This is a genomic window from Glaciimonas sp. Gout2, assembly GCF_035018905.1.
Taxonomy (GTDB): Bacteria; Pseudomonadota; Gammaproteobacteria; order Burkholderiales; family Burkholderiaceae_D; genus Glaciimonas.
Map to the genome: position 1 here is coordinate 158,492 of NZ_JASJXA010000002.1, position 21,120 is coordinate 179,611.

General features: G+C 50.4%; 15 protein-coding genes. 1 reads left to right on the plus strand and 14 read right to left on the minus strand.

What is annotated here, in order from left to right; genetic code table 11:
• Nucleotides 1–4: 4 nt before the first annotated feature.
• The 10 genes from miaB to QN379_RS03245 all read right to left on the minus strand — a co-directional run bounded on the left by miaB (nucleotide 5) and on the right by QN379_RS03245 (nucleotide 12,603).
• Complete coding sequence (gene miaB / locus QN379_RS03200) at nucleotides 5–1,360, minus strand: tRNA (N6-isopentenyl adenosine(37)-C2)-methylthiotransferase MiaB (protein WP_322240183.1); 1,356 nt, start codon at nucleotides 1,358–1,360, stop codon at nucleotides 5–7.
• A gap of 14 nt (nucleotides 1,361–1,374) precedes the next feature.
• Nucleotides 1,375–1,725, minus strand: coding sequence for a hypothetical protein (locus tag QN379_RS03205; RefSeq protein WP_323505976.1), 351 nt, complete (start codon nucleotides 1,723–1,725; stop codon nucleotides 1,375–1,377).
• Between the two features lie 630 nt (nucleotides 1,726–2,355).
• On the minus strand, nucleotides 2,356–3,480 hold the full coding sequence (locus QN379_RS03210; protein WP_323505977.1) for an Imm72 family immunity protein: 1,125 nt from the start codon (nucleotides 3,478–3,480) through the stop codon (nucleotides 2,356–2,358).
• Nucleotides 3,481–3,496: 16 nt separating this feature from the next.
• A complete protein-coding gene (locus QN379_RS03215; protein ID WP_323505978.1) occupies nucleotides 3,497–4,993 on the minus strand; it encodes a hypothetical protein in 1,497 nt (498 codons plus the stop codon).
• Between the two features lie 510 nt (nucleotides 4,994–5,503).
• The gene (locus QN379_RS03220; protein ID WP_323505979.1) at nucleotides 5,504–6,445 is read right to left on the minus strand and encodes an SHOCT domain-containing protein; all 942 of its coding nucleotides are present in this window, start codon (nucleotides 6,443–6,445) and stop codon (nucleotides 5,504–5,506) included.
• Nucleotides 6,446–7,322: 877 nt separating this feature from the next.
• Nucleotides 7,323–8,750 (minus strand): amidohydrolase family protein, encoded by a 1,428-nt coding sequence (locus QN379_RS03225; RefSeq protein WP_323505980.1) that lies wholly within the window; start codon nucleotides 8,748–8,750, stop codon nucleotides 7,323–7,325.
• Nucleotides 8,747–9,541 carry an ABC transporter permease gene (locus QN379_RS03230; RefSeq protein ID WP_322232721.1) on the minus strand — a complete coding sequence of 265 codons (795 nt, stop codon included), beginning with the start codon at nucleotides 9,539–9,541 and terminating at the stop codon, nucleotides 8,747–8,749. The genes QN379_RS03225 and QN379_RS03230 overlap by 4 nt, the downstream gene beginning before the upstream one ends.
• 12 nt (nucleotides 9,542–9,553) lie before the next feature.
• Complete coding sequence (locus QN379_RS03235; RefSeq protein ID WP_322240181.1) at nucleotides 9,554–10,375, minus strand: ABC transporter ATP-binding protein; 822 nt, start codon at nucleotides 10,373–10,375, stop codon at nucleotides 9,554–9,556.
• Nucleotides 10,376–10,404: 29 nt separating this feature from the next.
• The gene (locus tag QN379_RS03240) at nucleotides 10,405–11,424 is read right to left on the minus strand and encodes an aromatic ring-hydroxylating dioxygenase subunit alpha (protein WP_323505981.1); all 1,020 of its coding nucleotides are present in this window, start codon (nucleotides 11,422–11,424) and stop codon (nucleotides 10,405–10,407) included.
• Nucleotides 11,425–11,652: 228 nt separating this feature from the next.
• Entirely contained in the window at nucleotides 11,653–12,603 is a 951-nt protein-coding gene (locus QN379_RS03245) for an ABC transporter substrate-binding protein (RefSeq protein WP_323506043.1), read from the minus strand.
• Nucleotides 12,604–13,378: 775 nt separating this feature from the next.
• Between QN379_RS03245 and QN379_RS03250 the strand changes: the two genes are divergently transcribed.
• Nucleotides 13,379–15,454, plus strand: a complete 2,076-nt coding sequence (locus QN379_RS03250) for a PEP/pyruvate-binding domain-containing protein (protein ID WP_323505982.1) — start codon at nucleotides 13,379–13,381, stop codon at nucleotides 15,452–15,454.
• 142 nt (nucleotides 15,455–15,596) lie between these two features.
• Here the strand turns inward: QN379_RS03250 and QN379_RS03255 are convergent, their stop codons facing one another.
• From QN379_RS03255 to QN379_RS03270, 4 genes are all read right to left on the minus strand, one after another.
• A complete protein-coding gene (locus QN379_RS03255; protein WP_323505983.1) occupies nucleotides 15,597–16,268 on the minus strand; it encodes a glutathione S-transferase family protein in 672 nt (223 codons plus the stop codon).
• Nucleotides 16,269–16,328: 60 nt separating this feature from the next.
• Nucleotides 16,329–17,705 (minus strand): MFS transporter, encoded by a 1,377-nt coding sequence (locus QN379_RS03260; RefSeq protein ID WP_323505984.1) that lies wholly within the window; start codon nucleotides 17,703–17,705, stop codon nucleotides 16,329–16,331.
• A 285-nt stretch (nucleotides 17,706–17,990) separates the two neighbouring features.
• The gene (locus tag QN379_RS03265) at nucleotides 17,991–19,961 is read right to left on the minus strand and encodes an aconitase family protein (RefSeq protein WP_323505985.1); all 1,971 of its coding nucleotides are present in this window, start codon (nucleotides 19,959–19,961) and stop codon (nucleotides 17,991–17,993) included.
• Nucleotides 19,962–20,102: 141 nt separating this feature from the next.
• Nucleotides 20,103–20,990, minus strand: coding sequence for a LysR family transcriptional regulator (locus tag QN379_RS03270; protein ID WP_323505986.1), 888 nt, complete (start codon nucleotides 20,988–20,990; stop codon nucleotides 20,103–20,105).
• Nucleotides 20,991–21,120 lie beyond the last annotated feature (130 nt).

Below are 21,120 nucleotides of genomic sequence, written 5' to 3' on the forward strand. Positions count from 1 at the left end.
CACGTTAAGCTGCATTGACATCTGCGGTCATCAACAATTCGCCACGCAAGGTGTATTTATAACTCTCTGTGATGGTGACGTCGATCAGTTGTCCGATCAGTCGTGCGCCGTTTGGGCCGCCATCAAAGTTCACCACACGATTGTTTTCAGAGCGTCCTTGCAATTCCTCAGCGTCCTTTTTAGATGGGCCTTCAACCAATATACGTTGCACGGTCCCAATCATCTCTTCGCTGATGCGGATTGTATTGGCCTGAATTGCCGCTTGCAAATGTTGCAAACGCTTCAACTTGACCTCATGCGGCGTGTCGTCGACCAGATTAGCGGCAGGCGTACCAGGGCGCGGACTAAAAATAAAGCTGAAGCTATTGTCGTAACCGGTCTCGTGGATCAGTTTCATCAATGCATCAAAATCTTCATCCGTTTCACCCGGAAAACCAACGATAAAATCACTGGAAATACAAATGTTAGGGCGCACCTTACGCAAACGTCGGATCACTGATTTGTATTCAAGGACGGTATATCCACGTTTCATCGCCGCTAAAATGCGGTCTGAACCATGCTGCGCCGGCAAATATAAATGATCGACCAACTTAGGCACTTTGGCGTAGGTATCAATCAACCGTTGCGTGAATTCTTTCGGGTGGCTGGTCACAAAGCGGATACGTTCGATACCCGGTATCTCGGCAATAAATTCGATCAGCAGCGCAAAGTCAGCGATTTCTCCATCGGCCATTTCGCCGCGGAATGCATTCACGTTTTGACCCAGTAACGTAATTTCTTTGACACCTTGCTCGGCCAGACCAGCGACTTCAGTCAATACATCCTCAAAGCGGCGCGAGACTTCTTCACCGCGCGTGTAGGGCACCACGCAATAACTGCAATATTTGCTACAACCTTCCATGATGGAGACGAACGCGGTCGCGCCATCCACCTTGGCCGGTGGCATGTGATCAAACTTTTCGATTTCAGGAAAGCTGATATCAACCTGAGAATTGCCGGTCATGCGGCGTTGCTTGATCATTTCTGGCAAACGATGCAGAGTTTGCGGGCCAAATACGATGTCAACATACGGCGCACGTTTAACGATTGCCGCGCCTTCCTGTGAGGCAACACAACCGCCGACGCCGATTAACAGATCAGGATTTTTGAATTTAAGTTCACGCAAACGGCCAAGATCGGAAAATACCTTCTCTTGCGCTTTTTCGCGGACCGAACAAGTGTTCAATAAAATAACGTCGGCATCTTCCGGGCGATCAGTTTTAACCAAGCCATGGGACGCGTTAAGGACATCGGCCATTTTATCCGAGTCGTATTCGTTCATCTGACAGCCGAACGTTTTTATGTAGACTTTCTTTTGTATCGTGTTTTCCATGACTACCATTTCAAATTGCTGCGTTGACTCTCGACTGACTGACTCGCTTCGTCGGTGGTCAGTATCCAGACGCGATCTATGTCACCCTGGATATTTTGTGTGTAATTTACTAAATAAGTACTAGCGCCCAGAGATACGGGAATTTGCGTCAGATGATTTTGACCCCAAATCCGTGAACCGGGGGAAAGCTGCAAATTGGCCTTGTCAATGACGATCGCAGGATAGGCGGTAATCGTCATTTTGCCACGCAAGGTGGTCTGCGGAAACGTGCGGTCAAAAGCGACTGCGGGAAGGGCCAATGTTGCCATTGATACTGCAATCAACCAGCGTTTTAACCACATCGTTGTCTGCATAGATGAACTCCATTGAGTTGTGTGTTTAATTTTGTCAGTATCGAGCCAGATTGCGTGTTGCATAAATATTTAGAAGCGCAATTCTGTGCTTCTCGCATTTATCCCGATGATCGACCGGCAAAATACAGCTAATGCAGCATAGTGAGATCATGCGCCAAGAACCTATGCCGCTCGTTGGTTCAGTCTATTCGGCAACTTCAGCATAAATAGCTGCAATTAAGCTCACCATTTACAGAGACAGTGTTGCGGGAATCGGTACTCGGGCGGGATTATAGCATTCCGAAATAGTAGTTTATCGGCTAAAGCCCTTTTGTATGCGGTGTTAACGAACCGGTCAACGTTATTTAAAGACATTTAGCAACAGATAGAGCCAAGTGCTCACAATGCGTGCAAGTTACGGCCGCAAGTTAAGCCTTTCCGACGGGATATCCCTACTTCCCTACTTGCCATCCGGCGTCCTCACGACTGCTTAGCAACAACTAATCAGATAACATTTTGGCGAAGTAGAGTGCCCGCTTTTTGGGGGAGTCTCTCGCGGTTCCCAAAAGCGGGTATGTGAACAAACTTAATTGACCATTATCTGCGAGAAAAAATAGCCGCTAAAAGCAACTATAAAATAGTCTGAAGACTTTACACTTTGAGATACCAGGTCACAGCATTTCCCGCGGCGTTAATTTTTGATCCGGGTATGACATTCCCGGCCTCCAATCGCACCGTTTTGCCTTGCATATGCGGTGCATGCCAGTTGCCGGTTATTGGACACACATCGCCCGGATAAGCTTTTTGATCGGCGAATATTGGCGGTGCGACCGGTGGCCGGGTTTTTACATAGTCCGCTTCTTCAGCGGGAATCGTGCCATCCAGATAGCGCTTGTCTTCCCACAGCAAACGCCACCAGACTTCCTCCCACTTATCCGTGCCTTCCAATTGATATTCGGTGGCGACCGCACCCGCTAAAAAATAATTAGGGCAACCGACTTTTGCGGCCATTTTTGCCGGATCGGTATTGGTGAAGATCGGCATGATAAACCACGGTTCCCAGATACCGTCAGTGGGAATGGTCCCGCCGCTGAAGATTTGATCCTGATGGTTATGGTTATAAGGCGGGCATGATGGAAGGTAATCCGGGAAGATACGAGGGATCGGCCATTCGGGTTCGAAGAAGAGGGTTTCATAGGTCCATTTTTGGGACTGACGTAGGCTATCCTCATCCACTAAACGAAAAGGGTCGTAATCTTTAAACTCCCTCATTGTGATTCCCCGAGCAGATTGCATTTCCGACGCGATCATGACGTCCTTGATGAAGGCGGTATGATTGCTCGGATGAATGCTATTTCCCGGATGTTCACAGACCATGCCTAAAGCAATATAAAAAGGGTCATCTTCCAATCCATGTTCATCAGCGTAGCGACCAAATAATAGCCCCATAAAACCTGCGTGAGACATCGTTTTATACGCCTCTTGCTTATGAGGCGAGGAACGGAGCAGCGCCAGCCCTTGCTCCATTGGTATCATCTGGCGCAGGAATTCTTTATATTCATATTCGTGCCGGATCTGAGTATGGGCGGCATAGCGATAGTTTTGTACCGTAAGCGGCGGATTCTTAAGTTGCTTAACAAACACATCCAAAAAACCTTGATACCGCAATCTGACCTGATCCAGAAAAGTAAAACTGGTATATTTTTTAAGTAAGTAAAACGCCTGATTCCGTGCTTGCTGTTCCTGCTCTGGTGTCATCGATTGTCGGTTTTGCATATTATTTCCCTATCTGTTAGTTATTTGTTTGCCTACCCGCCGTGGCCGCACCGCGTAATAGATAACCTTCCTGGACGATCTTGGCGGAGCGTTCGTTAGGGGCCAAAAAGACGGCGGTTGGCCGCACATGATGTGTAATGTTTGCGTCCGTCCAGTTGGTCGGCTTTACCGGTACATGTTTTTCAACGTATTCACGCAGCGGCTTGTGATAGGCGTCATGAAAGTCGATATACAGCTGAATCTCGCCACCCGGCAACAAGATACCGGTGGCTTTCGCCCCCTGCGAATCAATTTGCTCGGCCACTTTGCCGCGCCATGCACGAATACCCTCCCAGCTGTCGTCAACATGAATACCCAGTTTGCGCATGTCGTCTGCGGATGGTACGTGTTCCAGCACCAGATAAGCGCCGTTTTTACTCCAGCCTTGCTTGACTGCGTAATCCAACCGCCATGCTTTGCCATTTACCGGCATTTTATCTGCCCAAAAACCTCCGATTTTTCTGGGCTCTTCTGTTTCAACTATTCTTGGCAGATAGACCTTCTTTCCTGCGGGGAGCAATACCGGTTCTATTGATGCTTTACTACTGAAGGCATATAAGTTTGGGTAAATAGTAAGGTCCCCAATTTTATCCTTACGTCCATCCAATCGAGGCCATCCCTCCTTATGCTTATAATGCGCTCGCGTCGCCGATGTATGTCCCTTACTCGCAATATGAATAGGTGACACCTCGCCAATGCGCGCCTCGGTGGTGCGAATTTTGATTGGACCCGCACCGACTGTGATGGGAAAAACATTACCCTCAATTAAATTGCTGCGCACTTTATTGAGTAAAGCGTTCAGTTCTTTAAAAGCTTGTGGAATCATTTTGTCGGCCAGAAGCTGTAATTTGTCGAGCTTTGGCGGCAGCGCTTGCAACCAGCTTTTGACCGGGGCGGGCAATACCGCGCCCAACTCACGGGCCGTAAAAATACTCGTGTCGCGTAGACGGCGCATCAATACATAATAAGCTGACGTGACGGTTGCCTGATACGCTGTAAAGTCCAGCGTGTTAAAAAAAACGCGTGTATTTCCGTAGCCCATTTTGCGCAGGAAGGCCAATATCTGTTCGCCTATGTGTGATAGTTTGGCGGAGTCATATGCCGCCTGTAATAGCAATCTGCCGACACCTTTCACGATCCCGCCTAACACTGGTACCACGGCCATTAAACACAATACCAATGCGACCCAGTTCCAGATGTCTTTCGCCTCTTTATCGCTATCGGCCATGCGCAAGCTAATCGCAATGGCATCGCGGGCAGCCGTGATTTCGCCCGCTACAGGAAACATGCTGACCACTGCGTCGACGACAATTTGGCCCACCGTTGGCTTGGTTTTAAACTCTCCTTTTAATGCCCCGCCGATCCACTGTGCCCCGTTGCCGATCTGGTTCACGGCCTGATTTCCTACCCGATGCGCACGTTCCCAGATATCATCGGCGACCTCTAATGCGGTCAATTTGATTTCTGCACTCATGGCGCATCTCCCCTTTTTTTAATGGACTTATGCTTATCGCTCTGTCGTTCTCGGGGGTTGATCGGTGTCGATGCAGGTTGGTTCAGGCGTGTTGGAATAGCGCTGCTAAAAGCGCTGAAAGTGCGACTGCTGGACATGGGGGAAGACCTTCCGCAACGAACGTGAGGACGATTGACTGTAATCGTGGAGGTGAAAAACTCTGCCTAAATAATAAACGTCTTACGTTAAAAAAGATGTAAGAACATTCTTAAAGTAAGCGTTTCTTTTGAAAATAAATGTAGCGGGGTTTTTGAATTGCCGGGTCGACAAAAAAGATGGGTTAATTAAATAATGTTGAAAAAAATCAACGACGCAGGCGATCAGGGTTATCAATATTTTTGGTGGCAAAGAAATTGATAGTCGGCTATTAAGATTGCAGGCCTCGTTAAACCGTCGTTAGCTCAAACGCGGAAATAAAAAAGCTCTCAAGATTGAGAGCTTTTTTATATTGCTAGTTGAAAAAAAAGCAGCTTACAGTCGCGCAAGTAATTCCGTTTTTTTGGTGACGAATTCTGCTTCGCTGAGGAGATCTCTGCTGCGCAAGTCGGCCAATTTCTCAATCATGACAAATATATCGGCGTCGGCAGTGTTGCCAGATTTCGGTTGTGGCTGTGACGGCTGCTGTTGTTGCTGCGTTGCTGCCACCGGTTGCACATTATTATCTTGCACTGCCACTGGTATTGGCATGTTTGTAGACTGGTTGATGTTATTGTTGGCTTGACTTGCTTGCGGGATGCCATCGATTGAGATAATCGGTAAGCGGGCTACATCAATCAGTCCGTACTGGCTGTTAAAACAGATCGAACCACCGTACGATTGTTGCTGCGAGAAGCCGCCGATTTGATGGTCTAGCGTGTCATAAACGGTAACTCTTCCGTTCAGCTCAATCACCAGCCGACGCGCTTGGGCGAAGTAAGCGTAGCGCACGTCGTTTTGCGCGCCGGTGCTATTCGGCCAGCGCAAATCGGCGGGCCACCAATCAGCAGATTTACCTAGAGCTGGCGGCACGAACAGGCTCGCCGAATGATCCATTTGCGTAAAACTTGCGTCCTGATATTGCGTATTTGCATAATTGTTTTGCTGTTGGCCGCCCTGACGCGAACCGCCTTGGCTTTGCGACTGAAAGCTTCCCGTTCTCAGCAAGTCAGGCTGATTCGCGACCAGGCGCGCAAGCTCTGAGCATAGGCTATCAACACGGTTTTTAAGGTAATTATTAAACATGTCAGACACCATCGTCATCCCGCCTTGCATCCATTGGCCCGAGCCGCTGAATTCAGGGTGATTAAACTGTGCCATCCCGCCATTTCCATTGATGACCGACTCAAGCATGCTTAACACCGCATCAAAGCTGAAGCCGTGACGTCTTGCGATTTCTTCGATTGCCAGACGACCGTTTGGAGAAAGTTGTTGCATGGTAGTTTTCCTATTCTGCGAATGACAAAGGGAAAGGTTGCGATCGATGCCAATGGCGTACTACAGGCAAGGATGGGAGATCGTGATGAGAGGTAAATGCTGATTTTGCGACATTTTAAACCGTTATCAAGCTTGCACGCCGTGATTCTCCGTAATACAACGGGTTAAGGGCGGTAAACATGCAACCAGTGTTTCCGGCGCATAACATACTCACACAATCGGTGACTTTGTCGACACATTAAAGCGCAGTACAAGCCCAAATATGAGGTCGTCTGACACAAGGTCTGGAATGTTGCGATAGTGGATTGAGGTATGGTGACGCCGTACAGACTGGTTTATGGAAAATACTATTCAGACTGAGGGGAGGATTTTGATGACAATACACATCGAACGTATTGTATCGGGCACTGTGCTGCGAATATAACGACTATCGCAATCTACGCACCAGGTAGGTGCATTTGTTCCTGCAAGAAAATACTAATATTCAGACACTAAGCTAAGCGTTGCTGAATCTTAGTATGTTTTCTAAGTATGTTTTTAAAACCACGCTGCAACACTGCAACGTCGCCATATTAGATCGATTTGTTATCTTGCTGCGATACTGATTTTGATGAAACATAAAAGCGTAGAGCAAAGGCGACGACTGCTAAAACGACTGGAAAATATTGAAGTGTGCTCATGTTGTGGCTCCAAGAAATAAGGGTTAAATCGATAGCCACAAGTATAAAAAAGAAGCCGTTCGAATGCCAATTTCGAATACCCATCTCTACTATATGTTTCTTGAATATCACCACCTTATTAACCTTATTTTTAACCTGATTGACAGAGCCACACAGACTGAATCACAGAACAGTCGATTTCAAGCGAATTTATCTCATCAAATATTCTCCGCACGTGCAAGCATTGTGCACACAGCGTCGCGCGCCTCGGCTGCGAGTGCCTGCATGTCCAGACCCGGCACAGCGCCATCGCGCACAACTTCGCGCCCGCCGATCAGCAGCGCGCGCAAATGCGCCGCACCACCACTGGCAACCGGACCGATGGCGGGATCGTGCAGGCCAAAATAACGCGGGTTGCGGCTAAGGTCGTAGATCGCGATATCAGCCGCTTGCCCGGGCACCAATGTGCCGACAGCAGATAAACCCAACACGGCCGCGCCGCCTGCAGTACCCCAGCGCACCACATCCTCGACGGTTGCTGCATCAGCGCCAGCTTCGCCTTTGCCATTTTGATAGACGGGCCGCGCCGCTTCGCCACCCTTGGCACGTTGCATCAGCCACGCTGCGTGCACTTCCGAAATCATATCGGCGGCTTCATTTGAGGCCGCGCCGTCCACCCCGAGAGAGATAGGCACGCCAGCGTCTTCCAATGCGCGGATGGGTGCAATGCCACTGCCGAGTCGACCATTACTTTGCGGGCAATGCGCAATGCCGGTGCGGGTCTGACCCAGCAACGCGATCTCATCCGCATCAAGTTTGACCATGTGCGCGAACCATACATCCTCACCAACCCAGTCAACACTCTCACAAAAGCGCACCGGACTCATATTGTGCATACTTTGCACGCTATCTTGATAGCCCACCGTTTCCGAAAGGTGCGAATGCAGGCGCAAGCCCAGCCGACGCGCAACCGCAGCACACTCACGCAATTCGTGCGGTCGCATCGAATATGGTGGCGTGGTCGGGGCAACCACAATGCGGCGCATCGCGTCGGGTGCGGGATCGTGATAGCGCGCTGCCAGACGTTCGATATCGGCCAGATAGCCATCAAAGGTCTCGGCCCGCATCGCTTGCGGTAATGTCGATTCAAGCTGGCGTGTGAGTGTGGCACCGCCGCGGCACAGTACAAAGCGTAGACCGAGTTTCTCTGCCTCCTCGAACAAAATCGCCGAAGAATCGAAATCTTGTCCCGGATAATAAAGATAGTTGTGATCTGCAACCGTCGCGCAGCCTGATAAAACTAATTCAATCAATCCAATACGCGCCGCCAGTCGAAACAGCTTCGCGTCAAACGCAGCACGGAAGCGGTACGGCGTCGCCGCCAGCCAAGGCGTCAGCGTCGCATTGATACCAAGCGGATCGCCTTTGAGCAGCGCCTGAAACAGATGATGATGGGTATTCACCCAAGCCGGATAAATCACACAATCGGTGGCGTCCAGTGTTCGTTCGCCGGAAAGTGGCGTCAGGCTGCCGATTGCGGCAATACGCCCATCCGTTACACGGATATCAGGTCCGATATGGCGGGCCGCATCGCCGCTTAAACCAGTGAGGATGCTATTGGCATTACGGATCAATAAGTTGTTCACGATAACTCGCTTTCATGCCAGTGGCGCAGGCACAAGCGGGAGATCGCGGCCATGCTAAGAAAGAGTAGCACGCCAGTGACCGCGATCAGCAACAACGCTGCAAACATTACCGGAATGTTTAATTGAAAGCCTGCCTGCAATATCTGATAAGCCAGACCCGCACCGTTGCCACCCGTGCCAGCGACGAATTCAGCGACGACCGCACCGATTAACGCTAATCCGCTGGAGATCCGCAAGCCGCCAAAAAAATATGGCAAAGCACTTGGAATGCGCAGCCGCAGCAATATCTGCGATGGCGTCGCACGGTTCAGTTTAAACAGGTTCAGCAAGCCAGGATTGACACTCCGCAAGCCTAATAAGGTATTGGAAATAATAGGAAATAGCGCGACCATGGCAGAGCAGATCACCAATGCCGCTGTCGGCTGCTTGACCCATATAATGATCAGCGGCGCAATCGCAACGATGGGCGTCACCTGCAACAGAACGGCATAAGGAAAAAGACTGATTTCGATCAGGCGACTCTGCACCAAAAGGAACGCGACGACGACGCCTAGAATTGTTGCACTTAAAAACGCCAGCGCAGTCACCTTCAGCGTGACTAGCAATGCGCCAAACAGCGCGCTCCAGTTAGCAAATAGCGCATACATAATTTCCAGTGGCGTTGGTATCAGATAAGTGGGTACTTTCCAGATAACGCACAACGTCTGCCACGTGCCTAGCAATAAAAACCCTACCAGCAGCGGCGCAAAGAAACGCAGCGCACGCGGGTTATGAATGAGTGGCAATTTCATAGTAGTCTCCTTTTACGCGTCAAGCGCGTTGGCACGGATCAGCAGTTCGGAAAGAGTTTGGCAGTGCTGCACAAATTCAGGCGAGACGCGAAACGCCTCGTCGCGATGCGCTGGTCCGTCAATCTCAACCTCGGCAATCACGTGGCCGGGTCGCGCGCCCATCACCACCACCTTCGTCGACAAAAATACCGCCTCATAAATACTATGCGTGACAAAAACAACGGTCAGATCCTGCTTACTCCAGAGATCGCGCAGATCGGCGTCCAACTTGTTGCGGGTGAATTCATCCAGCGCACCAAACGGCTCGTCCATCAACAACAAGTTGGGTTCGGTCGCCAGTGCCCGTGCGATCGACGCGCGCATCTGCATGCCACCAGAAAGCTCGCGCGGCCACGCATGATGAAATTTTGACAGACCCACCAAATCCAGCGCACGTGCTACACGGGCATCGCTTTCCAATTTTGGTATTCCCGCAAGATTCAGCGGCAGGCGGGTGTTAGCGGCCACACTTGCCCATGGCATTAATGTCGCTTCCTGAAACACCATCGACATACCGCGACCAGGCTGGCGCAATGGAATGGCACCCTCATTCCACCAGCGCACATGTCCAGCGCTCGGTTGATCCAGACCTGCAAACATCCGCAGCAGCGTACTCTTTCCACAACCGGATGGACCAAGTAAAGAGACAAACTCGCGGCGCTTCACATTGAGGCGCACGTCGTTAAGCGCATGCGTTCCGTTGGGGTAGATTTTTTCTACCTTGTTAGCGAACAAAACGCTGTCAGCATCAGGGTTGATCGCACGTTCCGCAGAAGTAATCGGATTATATTTCATCAGCATAGCGTTCTCCTTGGCGGTCCGGTTCAGGTACGAAAAACTTCGACTTCACCATGTGCGGTGAGCAAATCCAAAAGCTGCTTGCGGATCATCAATCCGGGTTTGTCCGACGGCATGTGAAACTCTATGCGGCGTCGGGTATCGATACAGGCGTCTGGATCAGTCGCTTCCAAAATGCCGCGGTCCTCGGCCGTAATGGCTGCATCCCAATCGATCAGCGTCTGCGTGCTAACAGCCTCTTCGCTGTCATTGCGATACAGCCATTGCACCAAAATCATGTGATCATCATCAATTGGCGTGGCACAGTTATAGATAATATGATCGATACCGCTAGTTGGGTACATGCAGCCGAAGCGGCGGCAAAAAGGCAGATAGTAGCGATTGATCAGGTGCCGATTGGTGATCGCATCACTGGTGCCCGTGATCTGGTGACCAGCTTGCGGATTGCGGATCGGCACCATCGTTTCGGCTTCGAAACCATAGTCGGTATCGGTGAATGTATAAGGGGCTGGCGTGGGTTGATCCAGAATACCAAAATTAGCTTTATGAACAAAAGAAAAATGCGCATTGTCGAACGAGTTTTCCATCATCCGTACCGGACTGGTTTTCCATTCCTCATAGAACTGAAATATGCGTCGATAGCCTGGCGCACCGTCTTCAGGAAAATCCGGAATCGGACGTAATGGATCTTCCAGTGCCACCCAGACATAACCGTATTTTTCCTGGCAATGAAACGATGGTACTTTGGCCCCGGCGGGGATGGCATTGCCTGGATTTTGCGGAATTTTTACACAGGCGCCAGAACAGTCATACGTCCAACCGTGATACCCGCAGACGATGTTATCGCCCTCAACAAAACCCTTGGAAAGCTTGGCTGTGCGATGGCAGCAACGGTCGCGCAATGCAGCTGGCGTCCCATCCTCTTTTTTCCATAAAACGATATTTTCACCAAGAAGCGTAAAAGGCTTCGGACCATCTTCAAGACTGCTCATTGGCATTAATGCATACCAGAAGCGACGCAGGACAGGCTGTTTTGTAACTAACATGGCGGTACTCCTTACTGTTTAGGACTTTCGCAAAATCGCCCCAGCGGCGTTGTGCTCTCCTAGCCGTACTCGCGTACTGACTTCGTCGGCACGCCTTGCTGGGACGGTTTTTCCTGAGTCCTAAATTTAATTATTTAATTATTTAATTATTGATTATTTTTATTCGATCGAAAATGAGGAAAGTGTTTCAACGTAAGTTCGTTTAAACCATGCTCATCTCCGTAAAAATCAAGGCATGATTTTCAGGTCTTTAACAAACCGTGTCGTGTAGGCCTTTTTCCAGTCGGTGTCGGATTTCAATAATCCGGCCGATACCATGAATTTGTAGGTCTGTTCCCAGCGTGCGTCGGTCATCACGCCTGCGCCTAGTTTGGCTGCGTCGCCGCCGTCAAAAACCTTTAGTTCTTTCATCCGTTTGACGCCATAGGCGATCTGCTCGTCATCCATTTTAGGATTTTCTTTTTTGATCAGTTCATTACCAGCGGTTGGGTCGGCGAGGTAACTTTTCCAGCCTTCAATCGATGCTTTCACAAAGCGCGCCACCATGTCTGGTTTGTCCATGATCGTCTTCTGCATCGTCACAATCGTGCTGCCGTAGGGTGGATAGCCATCATCTGCAAACAGGAAGAAATTGGTTTTGACGTTGCCCTTCATCGCCTGAAATGGCTCGGAAGAAGGATAGGCTTGCTGCGCCACGTTTGGATCGGCGAAAAACGGTTGCAGATTAAATGTATACGCCCGCACCTGAGCATCGGTATAGCCGTATTTAGCCTCAAGCCAAGGCAACCAGGTTGCGTGCGCCGTGCTGCCTGCCAAAATAGTTTTGCCCTTCATATCGGCCAGACTTTTGACATTCTCGTGCGTCATCATGCCCTGCAAATCTTTCTGAAACGAGGTGGCGACGGTGGTGACCGGCATCCCTTTTTCAACCGCGCTCAACACCTGCAGATCGTAGCCCATGATGAAGTCGGCCTGACCCGCAGCCAGCAGCTGCATACCATTGATCTGCGGACCACCCATCTTGACGGTGACGTCGAGGCCATATTTTTTGTAAATACCTTTTGCCACAGCTTGATAAAAACCGCCATGCTCCGCTTGTGCGTACCACGACGTAAGGAAAATAACTTTATCCTCAGCATGGGCCAGCGGTGCAATCAGCGTGGTGGTGACGAGTGCCATCGCAGTCGCAACACGACGCAGCAGCACACCGTAACGCGTGGAGGTACGAGAAGGGGACAAATGACGGGCAAGGGCGAGCAGCATTTCGGTTCTCCGTTGAGAGGTTGCGCACAGCAAAGCCATGCGATGAACCGGAACACAAGAGGGCGACCAAGCGACAGGCGTAAAAGCGCAAAAATGCCAAAGCAATCGTTGGGTCCCCGTTGCGCTCCGTAACGAACACAAGCGTCCATATGGCGGACGCGCAACGGTCATCAAACCGACCGTTACCAGAGCAATGACCCGTTATGCGATCCAGGAAGACCTCACAATTGCCAGCTTCTACTCCGCAATTAGCTAAGCAATCTACGTGCCAACGCGTAGTGAAATAGTCATTTTTATTAAAATCAGATATTTAGAGGAAGTGCGGTTACTATAATATTTCTTAGTGGAAATGGTTAGTGGGTGTCTGCATCAAATCTGCGCAAACATCTGGCTCATCTTGGTGCGGAAAGATGGCGATGACCCATTAAATAGCGATGGAACCGGGAGGCCTTGATGGATCAATGCCACATCTTTATTCTCGGTGATCCTATTTGAACGAGAGATATCAGCGCCGCTTGTTTGGAGGAAATGTTGAAGCTTCTCATGTCGATTTACTCTCGACGCTTGTTTCAAGCGTACGTTGGTGTGTCGCTATTTGGAGGTAGTGAAGTAAGGGGATAAAAACTAGGGTGAAGCTTAAAAGCTATTTTTAAATAAAAAAGCCACCAATTTTGTTGAGGATCCTCTTCGGATGAACTACTTAAGCAGTCTAAAAGATGCAAGTGACTTACATTTTGGGCGTAAAGCATGTTCTTTGGCGCAACTGATAGGCGGAGGATTTAATGTCCCCAATGGCGTCGTCATTGCAGACATTGTTATTAACCTTTCTGCCTTCGATGCAGAAATACTTTTCCATTTTGACAGTCTGCAGACTCCGCTTGTTTCAGTTCGCTCAAGCAGTCGTAACGAAGATTCAGTGTATTCGTCAAGGGCGGGCCAGTTCACCACATTATTAAATATTGATCGTAGCGGCTTATTGAAAGCGATTGCGGCCGTTCGGGAGGATGCACAGATTAAAGGTGAGTCTATTGCCGTCATCATTCAAACTATGGTGATCGCGGAAATAGCAGGCGTTTGTTTTACCTGTGATCCAACAACAATAGATTCAGATAATCTGCGCCTGGAAGTCGTAAAAGGGGGGTGTGATGCGCTTGTTTCCGGCAAAATATCTCCATCCAGCTACGTATGGAGTCGTGCGACAAGTGCTTGTATTTATCGCTATTTACAAGCGGATCTTGATTTTGCTGACGAGTATATCGATTTACTCTGTCAACATTTTGTTAGCATCGAGCAGATGTTTGGGCATCCGGTAGATATTGAATGGGCGTTACATCAAAACAGAATTTTTATTCTGCAAGCACGTCCCATCACCGCCAAATCCTATACGCTAAGCGAATTTCATTATCAGTATGCCTGGTCTACAGATGAGCCTATGTGGACGATGGATTTGGGGTTCAAGGTACGTACCGGGGAGTTAATAAATACCCGCGGGAGCGAACCTTTTGAACCGCACCAACCGCTGATCTACGTAAAAAAAGGACGCTACGTCTGTTTTGAAGGTGATCACATTTCTGATATTCCACTTGATAAGACCACGGCCAGGCTCGCGCAATTTTGTAAAAATACCGAATCGCTCATTACGCAGCAAACGGATTTTTTTGATAAGCTGGATACGACCTGCGTTACAGAGCTTACCAATATTGGGATAGTCAATTTGCTAGAGTCCTGCGCTGATTTCTATTGCCTCCATATCGCCGCCTATACGGCCACGGAAAGCAGTGTCATACGGCCTTTAGAAGACTATCTCAGAACACGAATGGGTGATATTGCTTTCTTGCAAGCGATGGCGACGGCAAAGCGTGATCTTATTTGTGAAGAGCACGATAGCTGGCTGGCGCTGACCAATAAACCTTTCGATGAGAATAGCTTGTTCGCGCACGTCCGATCTTTCCCTTTTCTTGCACTTGGTTTTCATGATCGTGATGCATTAAATCATTATTTAATACGCATGTATTACATTACTGCAGCACGCTCTTTGACCAAAAAAACTACGCCAACTCCAGCATCAACTTCTTTGGAAAGCGGCATCACTCTGTCTGATCAGGATCAACAAAAATTAACCTTATTTCTCACTCTATCTGATCAACGGATGAGAATTAAAAATGGATGGGCTGGCCTCACTTTTTTCATGTTTCCTTTTCTTGAGCAGATAGCTATAAGTCGCAACATTCCAATATTAGATATCTACGGTTATTATCTTTATGAAGAATTATTGGCGTTGATTCTTCACGGACAAATACTCTCGGTCGCAGAGAAAATAAGGCGTGATGATCTATGCATTTGGATTAAACAATCTAATGAAAATAGTTTTCTCACCGGATCATCATGGTTATGGTTGTGCCCAAATCAAACCTCAGAGATGCCCGACTATTTGCCTGGCATAGTGGCGCAAGATGGATACGCAGCCGGTATTGCACGGGTCATACTTTGCAATAATCCCGAGGCACTTTCCGATGCAGAAAAATATTTTAACGATGGCGATATTTTAGTCACGGATATGGCGCAACCTCTTATGTTTAACTTGATAGAGCGTTGTTCGGCTGTGGTAACTGATGAAGGTGGCGTGTTGTCGCACGCTGCGATTATTTGTCGTGAACGGGGAATTCCTTGCGTGGTACAAACCAAATATGCAACGCAATGGTTGCAATCTGGAGACGAAATTCAAGTCGCTGAAGGTAAGGTGGTGTTAATAAAGCGGCGAGAATAAATAGTGTTGTTTTTTACGTGGGATAGTTAGCTTAGGTTGTACTTGATGTTTAGGGGCAGAAGTGTGATCAAGTCTTCTGCAAATATTATATGCGACCCTCCTGGTGTGTTTTCCTAGGTAGTAGTCTCTTTTCGTATCACGCTCAGGGAGGCAGCATGTCGGGCGCAGGTATCAACGAAACGTCCTGATCGATGGCTGCCCGCTCTTGCGCTTGTATGGCGCGCTGAAATCCTATCCGACTTCGCAGGCGCTCCCAATAGGCCAAAACTGAGGGCGTAAAGCGCTGGCTCAAATCCAGATGTTCCGCCAGTAACAACGCATAGCCAACCGAGACGTCGGCGGCAGTAAAGCGTCCCGCGCATAAAAATTTCTGTTGCGCCAATAGGGTTTCGAGCGTTCTCAGGCGCGCCAGAAACCATTTTGTATAGTCCTCCACCGCCTGCGGTAACAGTCGATCCGGTGATTCGAACCGCCCATAGCGCAACACTAACGTTTGCGGAAAAGTCAGCGTTGCTTCACCAAAATGCAGATAATTCAGATACGCCCCGAAGTCCGGTTCATCAATCTCCACGTTTAAGGATTTTGGTGAAAATCGGGCCGCCAGATACTGACAAATGGCGGTCGATTCGGTCATCTGCGTGGCGTCGTCGGAGAAGGCCGGAACCGTGCCTAAAGGATTGATGGCAAGAAAAGGCCGTGCGAGCACGCGGGGCGGGAACGGCAGCATCTTTAATTCATAGGGAATACCCAGTTCCTCCAACATCCAAAGTGGTCGGAACGAGCGTGCGCTCATGCAGTGATACAAAGTAATCACGATTCATTGCTCCAAAGTTGTAGCCGCTGATATCGGGCTTTGCGATGGAGTCTATCATTTTCAATGCGAAATGCTTTCGAGCGATTTGCCCCGGGTGCGCGGTCCCATCACACCGATGGTGATCATCACGATCAGCATCGCACCGGCGATGAAGATGAATACGCCCTCGACCCCGAATCGCCCAAGAATATGGGCAATGACAAAAGAACTCAACACGGCCGACAGTCTGCTCCATGAATAGACGAAACCAACCGCGCGCGCTCTGATGCCGGTTGGATAGAGTTCCTGCTGATAGGTGTGATAAGTGAAAGAAATAATATTGCCCGCCAGCGTGAGAGAGATGCCCAGTGCCACGATCATCGCCGGTGCGCTGACTTGGCTAAAAATCAGTCCGCACACGACATTGACACCCGCCATCACGACGATCACATGTTTACGTTCGAAACGATCGGCAATCCAATAGCCAATTAACGGACCGATAGGTGCTGCCAAACCGATCAGCGTTGTGTAAAGAAGACTGGAGGTGACGGTGATACCCTGTTTGACCAGCAAGGTTGGTACCCAGTTGGCAAAGCCAAAAAAACCGATGGTCTGGAAGATGTGAAAAATAATCAGCATAATGGAACGCTTGCGGTAAGGCGGTTTCCACATGTCAACAAAGCGGCCCACAACGGCGATTGGTTCCGACGGGCCGGGCGCAGGCAAGGGTTTGCCAGTTTCTGTTTGTACTTTGAGTTCTAGCGCACGCAGGATCTCGTCTGCTTCTTTCAGGCGACCTTTGCTTGCCAACCAGCGTGGACTTTCTGGCACGTTGCGACGGATCCACCACACCAACACTGCGCCAAAACCGCCCAGTAACACGACCCAGCGCCAGCCAGCCACGCCGAAAGGCGCGTTTGGTACGAGCAGATACGATAAGAAAGCCACTACGGGAACCGCTGCGAAGCCGGTTGCCTGACATACCGCGAAGGCTCGTCCGCGCAAGTGTTTTGGGGCCAGTTCAGATAAATAGGTACCGATGGTGATCAGTTCGACGCCGATCCCAAGGCCTGATACAAAGCGCCAGCTGTTGAGGCCTAATGCCGTCGTTTGGAACACCATGATTGTATTGGCGATTGCGTACCACAGCAAGGCGTAGGTAAAAATGGCTCTACGTCCAAAACGATCTGCCAGAAAGCCGCAAGCTATCGTGCCGACAAATAGTCCGGAAAATAGCGAAGCAATAAAACTGGCGACACCGGAAGTACCGAACAACCCGGCCGTGGTAGCCGTGAGAATCCCACTTTTGACCAGACCTGGTGCAATATATCCGGTAAACAACAAATCGTAAATTTCAAAAAAGAAGCCAAGGCTCAACAGCACGATGAGTTTCCATACTGTTCGCGAAGCGGGGAGACGATCAAGTCTGGCGGAAATACTGCCGCTGTCGAGTGGCACCGTTGGCGCGGTTAAGTGTGCAACCTCTACAGTCGCTAGCGACGCGGAAGAAAAAGGGGGGTGAATAGGCCATGTCTTGTCTCCATCTATTTTTAATTTGATCAGGATTTACACAACACTACCGCAGCAACACGGCAACCTTTTGCGCTTAAATCCTGTCGATACAGCTAACGTCTACAGTCAATATTCAATAGCTAAGGTTGGGTGTCATGAACCGCTTGCGCGATTGCTTCCCCCCTCTCGGGGCCGATTCCATCGCCCAGAAAAAGTGCAATTTTCATCATGTTATGCTGACGCTGTCTGATGTGTGTAACGCTGACAAAGTTCTTCGAACGAGATCAGTTCACCGGCGATAGCGCTGGCAACCACAGTGGGCGGACTGGCCAGCCACACCTGTCCGGGACCTGATCGTCCGGGAAAATTGCGATTGATCGCACTCACCGTAATTTGATCGGATGCCGTTGATGCGCCCGGCCCACAATTCGCACAGGAACCGCATGACGGTTGCAGAATCTCCGCACCGACCGCTTCAAAGGCCGCCATATAACCTTGCGCCATGCAGTAGTCGCGCACTGCAATTGTGCCGAACTGCAGATAGAGTTTGACGCCGTCAGCCACACGCAGATCATGTTTTGCAGCCCACGACAATACGGCATGATAATGATCAAAGTCCTCGCGTTTGCCTGCCGTACAGGAGCCGCCGTAGGCGATATCGACCTCCACCCGATCCGATAACTGGTGCAAAGGAATGCCGTTTCCCGGGTCACCGGGAAGCGCGACCATTGGCGTGAGTTTGGCGCAGTTAACTGTGATCACGTGAGCATAGTTAGCGCCAGGATCGCTGCACATCCACGGTTCGATGATAAACTCTATGTCTCGCCGCTCTCGCAAAAAGCGCACCGTTTCGGCGTCGGGTGCGACGATTCCTGTAAATCCACCTAACTCGGCGGTCATATTGGTCAGGGTTGCGCGTTCGTCCGTACTCATCAGCGTGACTGCCGATCCACCAAATTCAAATACCCGTCCAGCGCCAACACCGGCCTTGATGTCCTGATGCGCAAGCAGATACAGCACGATATCTTTTGCCGTCACACCGGCCGGGATGGGGCCGGTCAATTCAACGCGCATCACCTGCGGAACCGTGATGCGCACGGCGCCGGTCACAAATGCGTTAGCCATATCGGTGGTGCCGACGCCAAAAGCCACACAGCCGAGTGACCCACTATGCGGCGTATGAGAATCGGTGGCGACCAGCACTTGGCCCGGCAGCGCGTAAGTCTCGGTCATGATCGGATGCGAGATACCCTCAGCGCCATGCGCCCAGTCATCTTGCAAATGACCATGCGAGCGCAAGCCGTAATCTTTTACAAAAGTGCGGTGAGCAATCGACAGACCACGCAAATCCGGTAACAAACCGTTGGTTGCATGCATCGGGCTGCGCTCGGCGTAGGACAGATGATCTTCGAAGGTGACGATGGCCTCAGGCTGATGCAAGACTAGCGGCGTGCCAAAGCTTGAATGCAGCATGTGCGCACACATACCGGTGTAATAATCGACGATGAAGCGCCAGTCGGCCCGTACGAATGCGCCGCTGCCGTGCTGCAATGCGCCATCCACGTCATCGGTCTTGATCGCATGACGTGCCAAAATTTTTTCAAAAAGCGTTTTGGGCTGGTGAATGTCGAGTGACGGTGCGAGGGCCGATACCGACCGCATGCGCTGTTGCCCATAGCGCAATAAGCCGCCGCAACGCAGGATCGCCGCCGCCAGCGTATCCCGCGAGCCGACAATTTCTGCGATGTCAATCGATTCGCCGCGCTGAATGCGTTCAATCAGAGAAAAATCGGTGGATGTGAATAAACCGACGTTGTCCGCATTCTGACGATAAATACGCGCAAAACTTTCGGCGATCACCAGTTGAATTCCCGCAGCGCGCTCCGCCACCGGACTGTGCTCGCGGGATGAGCCCTTGCCATAGTTTTTGCCCGCAACGGTCACGCTGAAGTCCGCTGAGCGCACCGCGTTGCGGCCAATCGGCAAACTATCGCCGACTTTCAGGCCCACATAAGGATAGGCGGCGAGCTTCTCGTCGTAATGCACCAGCAATGGCATCGGCGTGATTTCATCGGTAGAAATATCATCGCGTAGCTTTCCTGCTTGCGACAACACCAGGTCGCTCCCAGCAAGTTGCGCTGTAATAATAGTCGGGTCAGTGCTAAGAAAAAGGATTCGCCCTGTGAGCGTAAGTTGTGTCATGTCAGTCTCCTGAGACGCAATTTACGGTTACAAACACTTTTAGAGGAAGTGCTTTGTCAGCAAGGGGGGCATCGCGGGCGACGATGCCCCCGGGAGGCGACCATTCTAGGTTCGATTTTCTCTCACTCTTACAACCTTGGCCTAGCCCTGCAACACGTCGATCAAAGCATCGACCACGCGCGGACGTGGTGTTTTACGCAAGGCGAAGAGTCGTAATTCGCGCCCAGCCCAACGCTCGTCCAGTAAACGGCGCACGAAGCGATTCGCACCCGCGTATGCAGATGCCGCACTTTCGGGTAGCACGGTAATGCCAAGCCCAGCCTCGACCATCCGGCAAGCAGCATCAAAACTGCTGACAGACACCGCAAATTTTGGCGTTCTCGATGCAGCCGCGGCGCGCTCATGCAATAATAAATCCAGCGTGCCACCGATATGGATCGAAATTAACGGATACGCCAATACTTCGGCGAAACGCAGGCTCTTCTTCTTTGCCAGTACGTGACCGGCAGGTAATACCACCAGCAGCGGATCGTCCGCAAAGTGCCACGACTCGATGCCTGCCGGTATCTGAATATTGACGCCGATCCCCAGATCAGCGCGGTCGTCCAGGCAGGCGCGCACGATTTCCATACTGCTGCCCTCACTTAATGCCACGTCCACATGCGGATATTGCGCAGCAAAACGCTTGAGTCGTTCGGGCAAAAAGCCCACGACCGACGACGGATTGGCAAACAATCTGACAGTGCCGGCGATCTCGCCGCTTAGTGCCTGTATTTGACGCACCAATGCTTCCAGATCACCCTCAATTCTGGTCGCCAGCGCGGTTGTCAGGTGTCCCGCCTCGGTCAAGGTTATACCGCGTGGCGAGCGCACCAGCAGCGGCGCACCAATTGCCTCTTCAAGATCAGCTATGCGTCGACTCAGTGCGGAGGGCGCGATATGCTCCTTGGCTGCAGCACGCGTGATCGATCCTTCCTGAGCGGCAGTTACCAGCAGTTGAAGACTATAAGCGTCAATATGGCGTTTCATATGTGTAGGTCAGATGTGTAGGTCAGATGTGGTGAAGACGACGCAACTGCATATTTGGCCCAAAGGCTTGAAGAGGGTGTTTGGATCGCATGGAGGTTATAAATTTTTTCCTTACTTTAGACGACATCAT

Coding starts and splice junctions, on each gene's coding strand:
- QN379_RS03270 (WP_323505986.1), bottom strand. CDS start 20,990: ATGAAACGCCATATTGACGCTTATAGTCTTCAACTGCTGGTAACTGCC.
- QN379_RS03250 (WP_323505982.1), top strand. CDS start 13,379: ATGAACTACTTAAGCAGTCTAAAAGATGCAAGTGACTTACATTTTGGG.
- QN379_RS03240 (WP_323505981.1), bottom strand. CDS start 11,424: ATGTTAGTTACAAAACAGCCTGTCCTGCGTCGCTTCTGGTATGCATTA.
- QN379_RS03265 (WP_323505985.1), bottom strand. CDS start 19,961: ATGACACAACTTACGCTCACAGGGCGAATCCTTTTTCTTAGCACTGAC.
- QN379_RS03235 (WP_322240181.1), bottom strand. CDS start 10,375: ATGAAATATAATCCGATTACTTCTGCGGAACGTGCGATCAACCCTGAT.
- QN379_RS03205 (WP_323505976.1), bottom strand. CDS start 1,725: ATGCAGACAACGATGTGGTTAAAACGCTGGTTGATTGCAGTATCAATG.
- QN379_RS03230 (WP_322232721.1), bottom strand. CDS start 9,541: ATGAAATTGCCACTCATTCATAACCCGCGTGCGCTGCGTTTCTTTGCG.
- QN379_RS03220 (WP_323505979.1), bottom strand. CDS start 6,445: ATGCAACAACTTTCTCCAAACGGTCGTCTGGCAATCGAAGAAATCGCA.
- QN379_RS03215 (WP_323505978.1), bottom strand. CDS start 4,993: ATGAGTGCAGAAATCAAATTGACCGCATTAGAGGTCGCCGATGATATC.
- QN379_RS03245 (WP_323506043.1), bottom strand. CDS start 12,603: ATGGCACTCGTCACCACCACGCTGATTGCACCGCTGGCCCATGCTGAG.
- QN379_RS03210 (WP_323505977.1), bottom strand. CDS start 3,480: ATGCAAAACCGACAATCGATGACACCAGAGCAGGAACAGCAAGCACGG.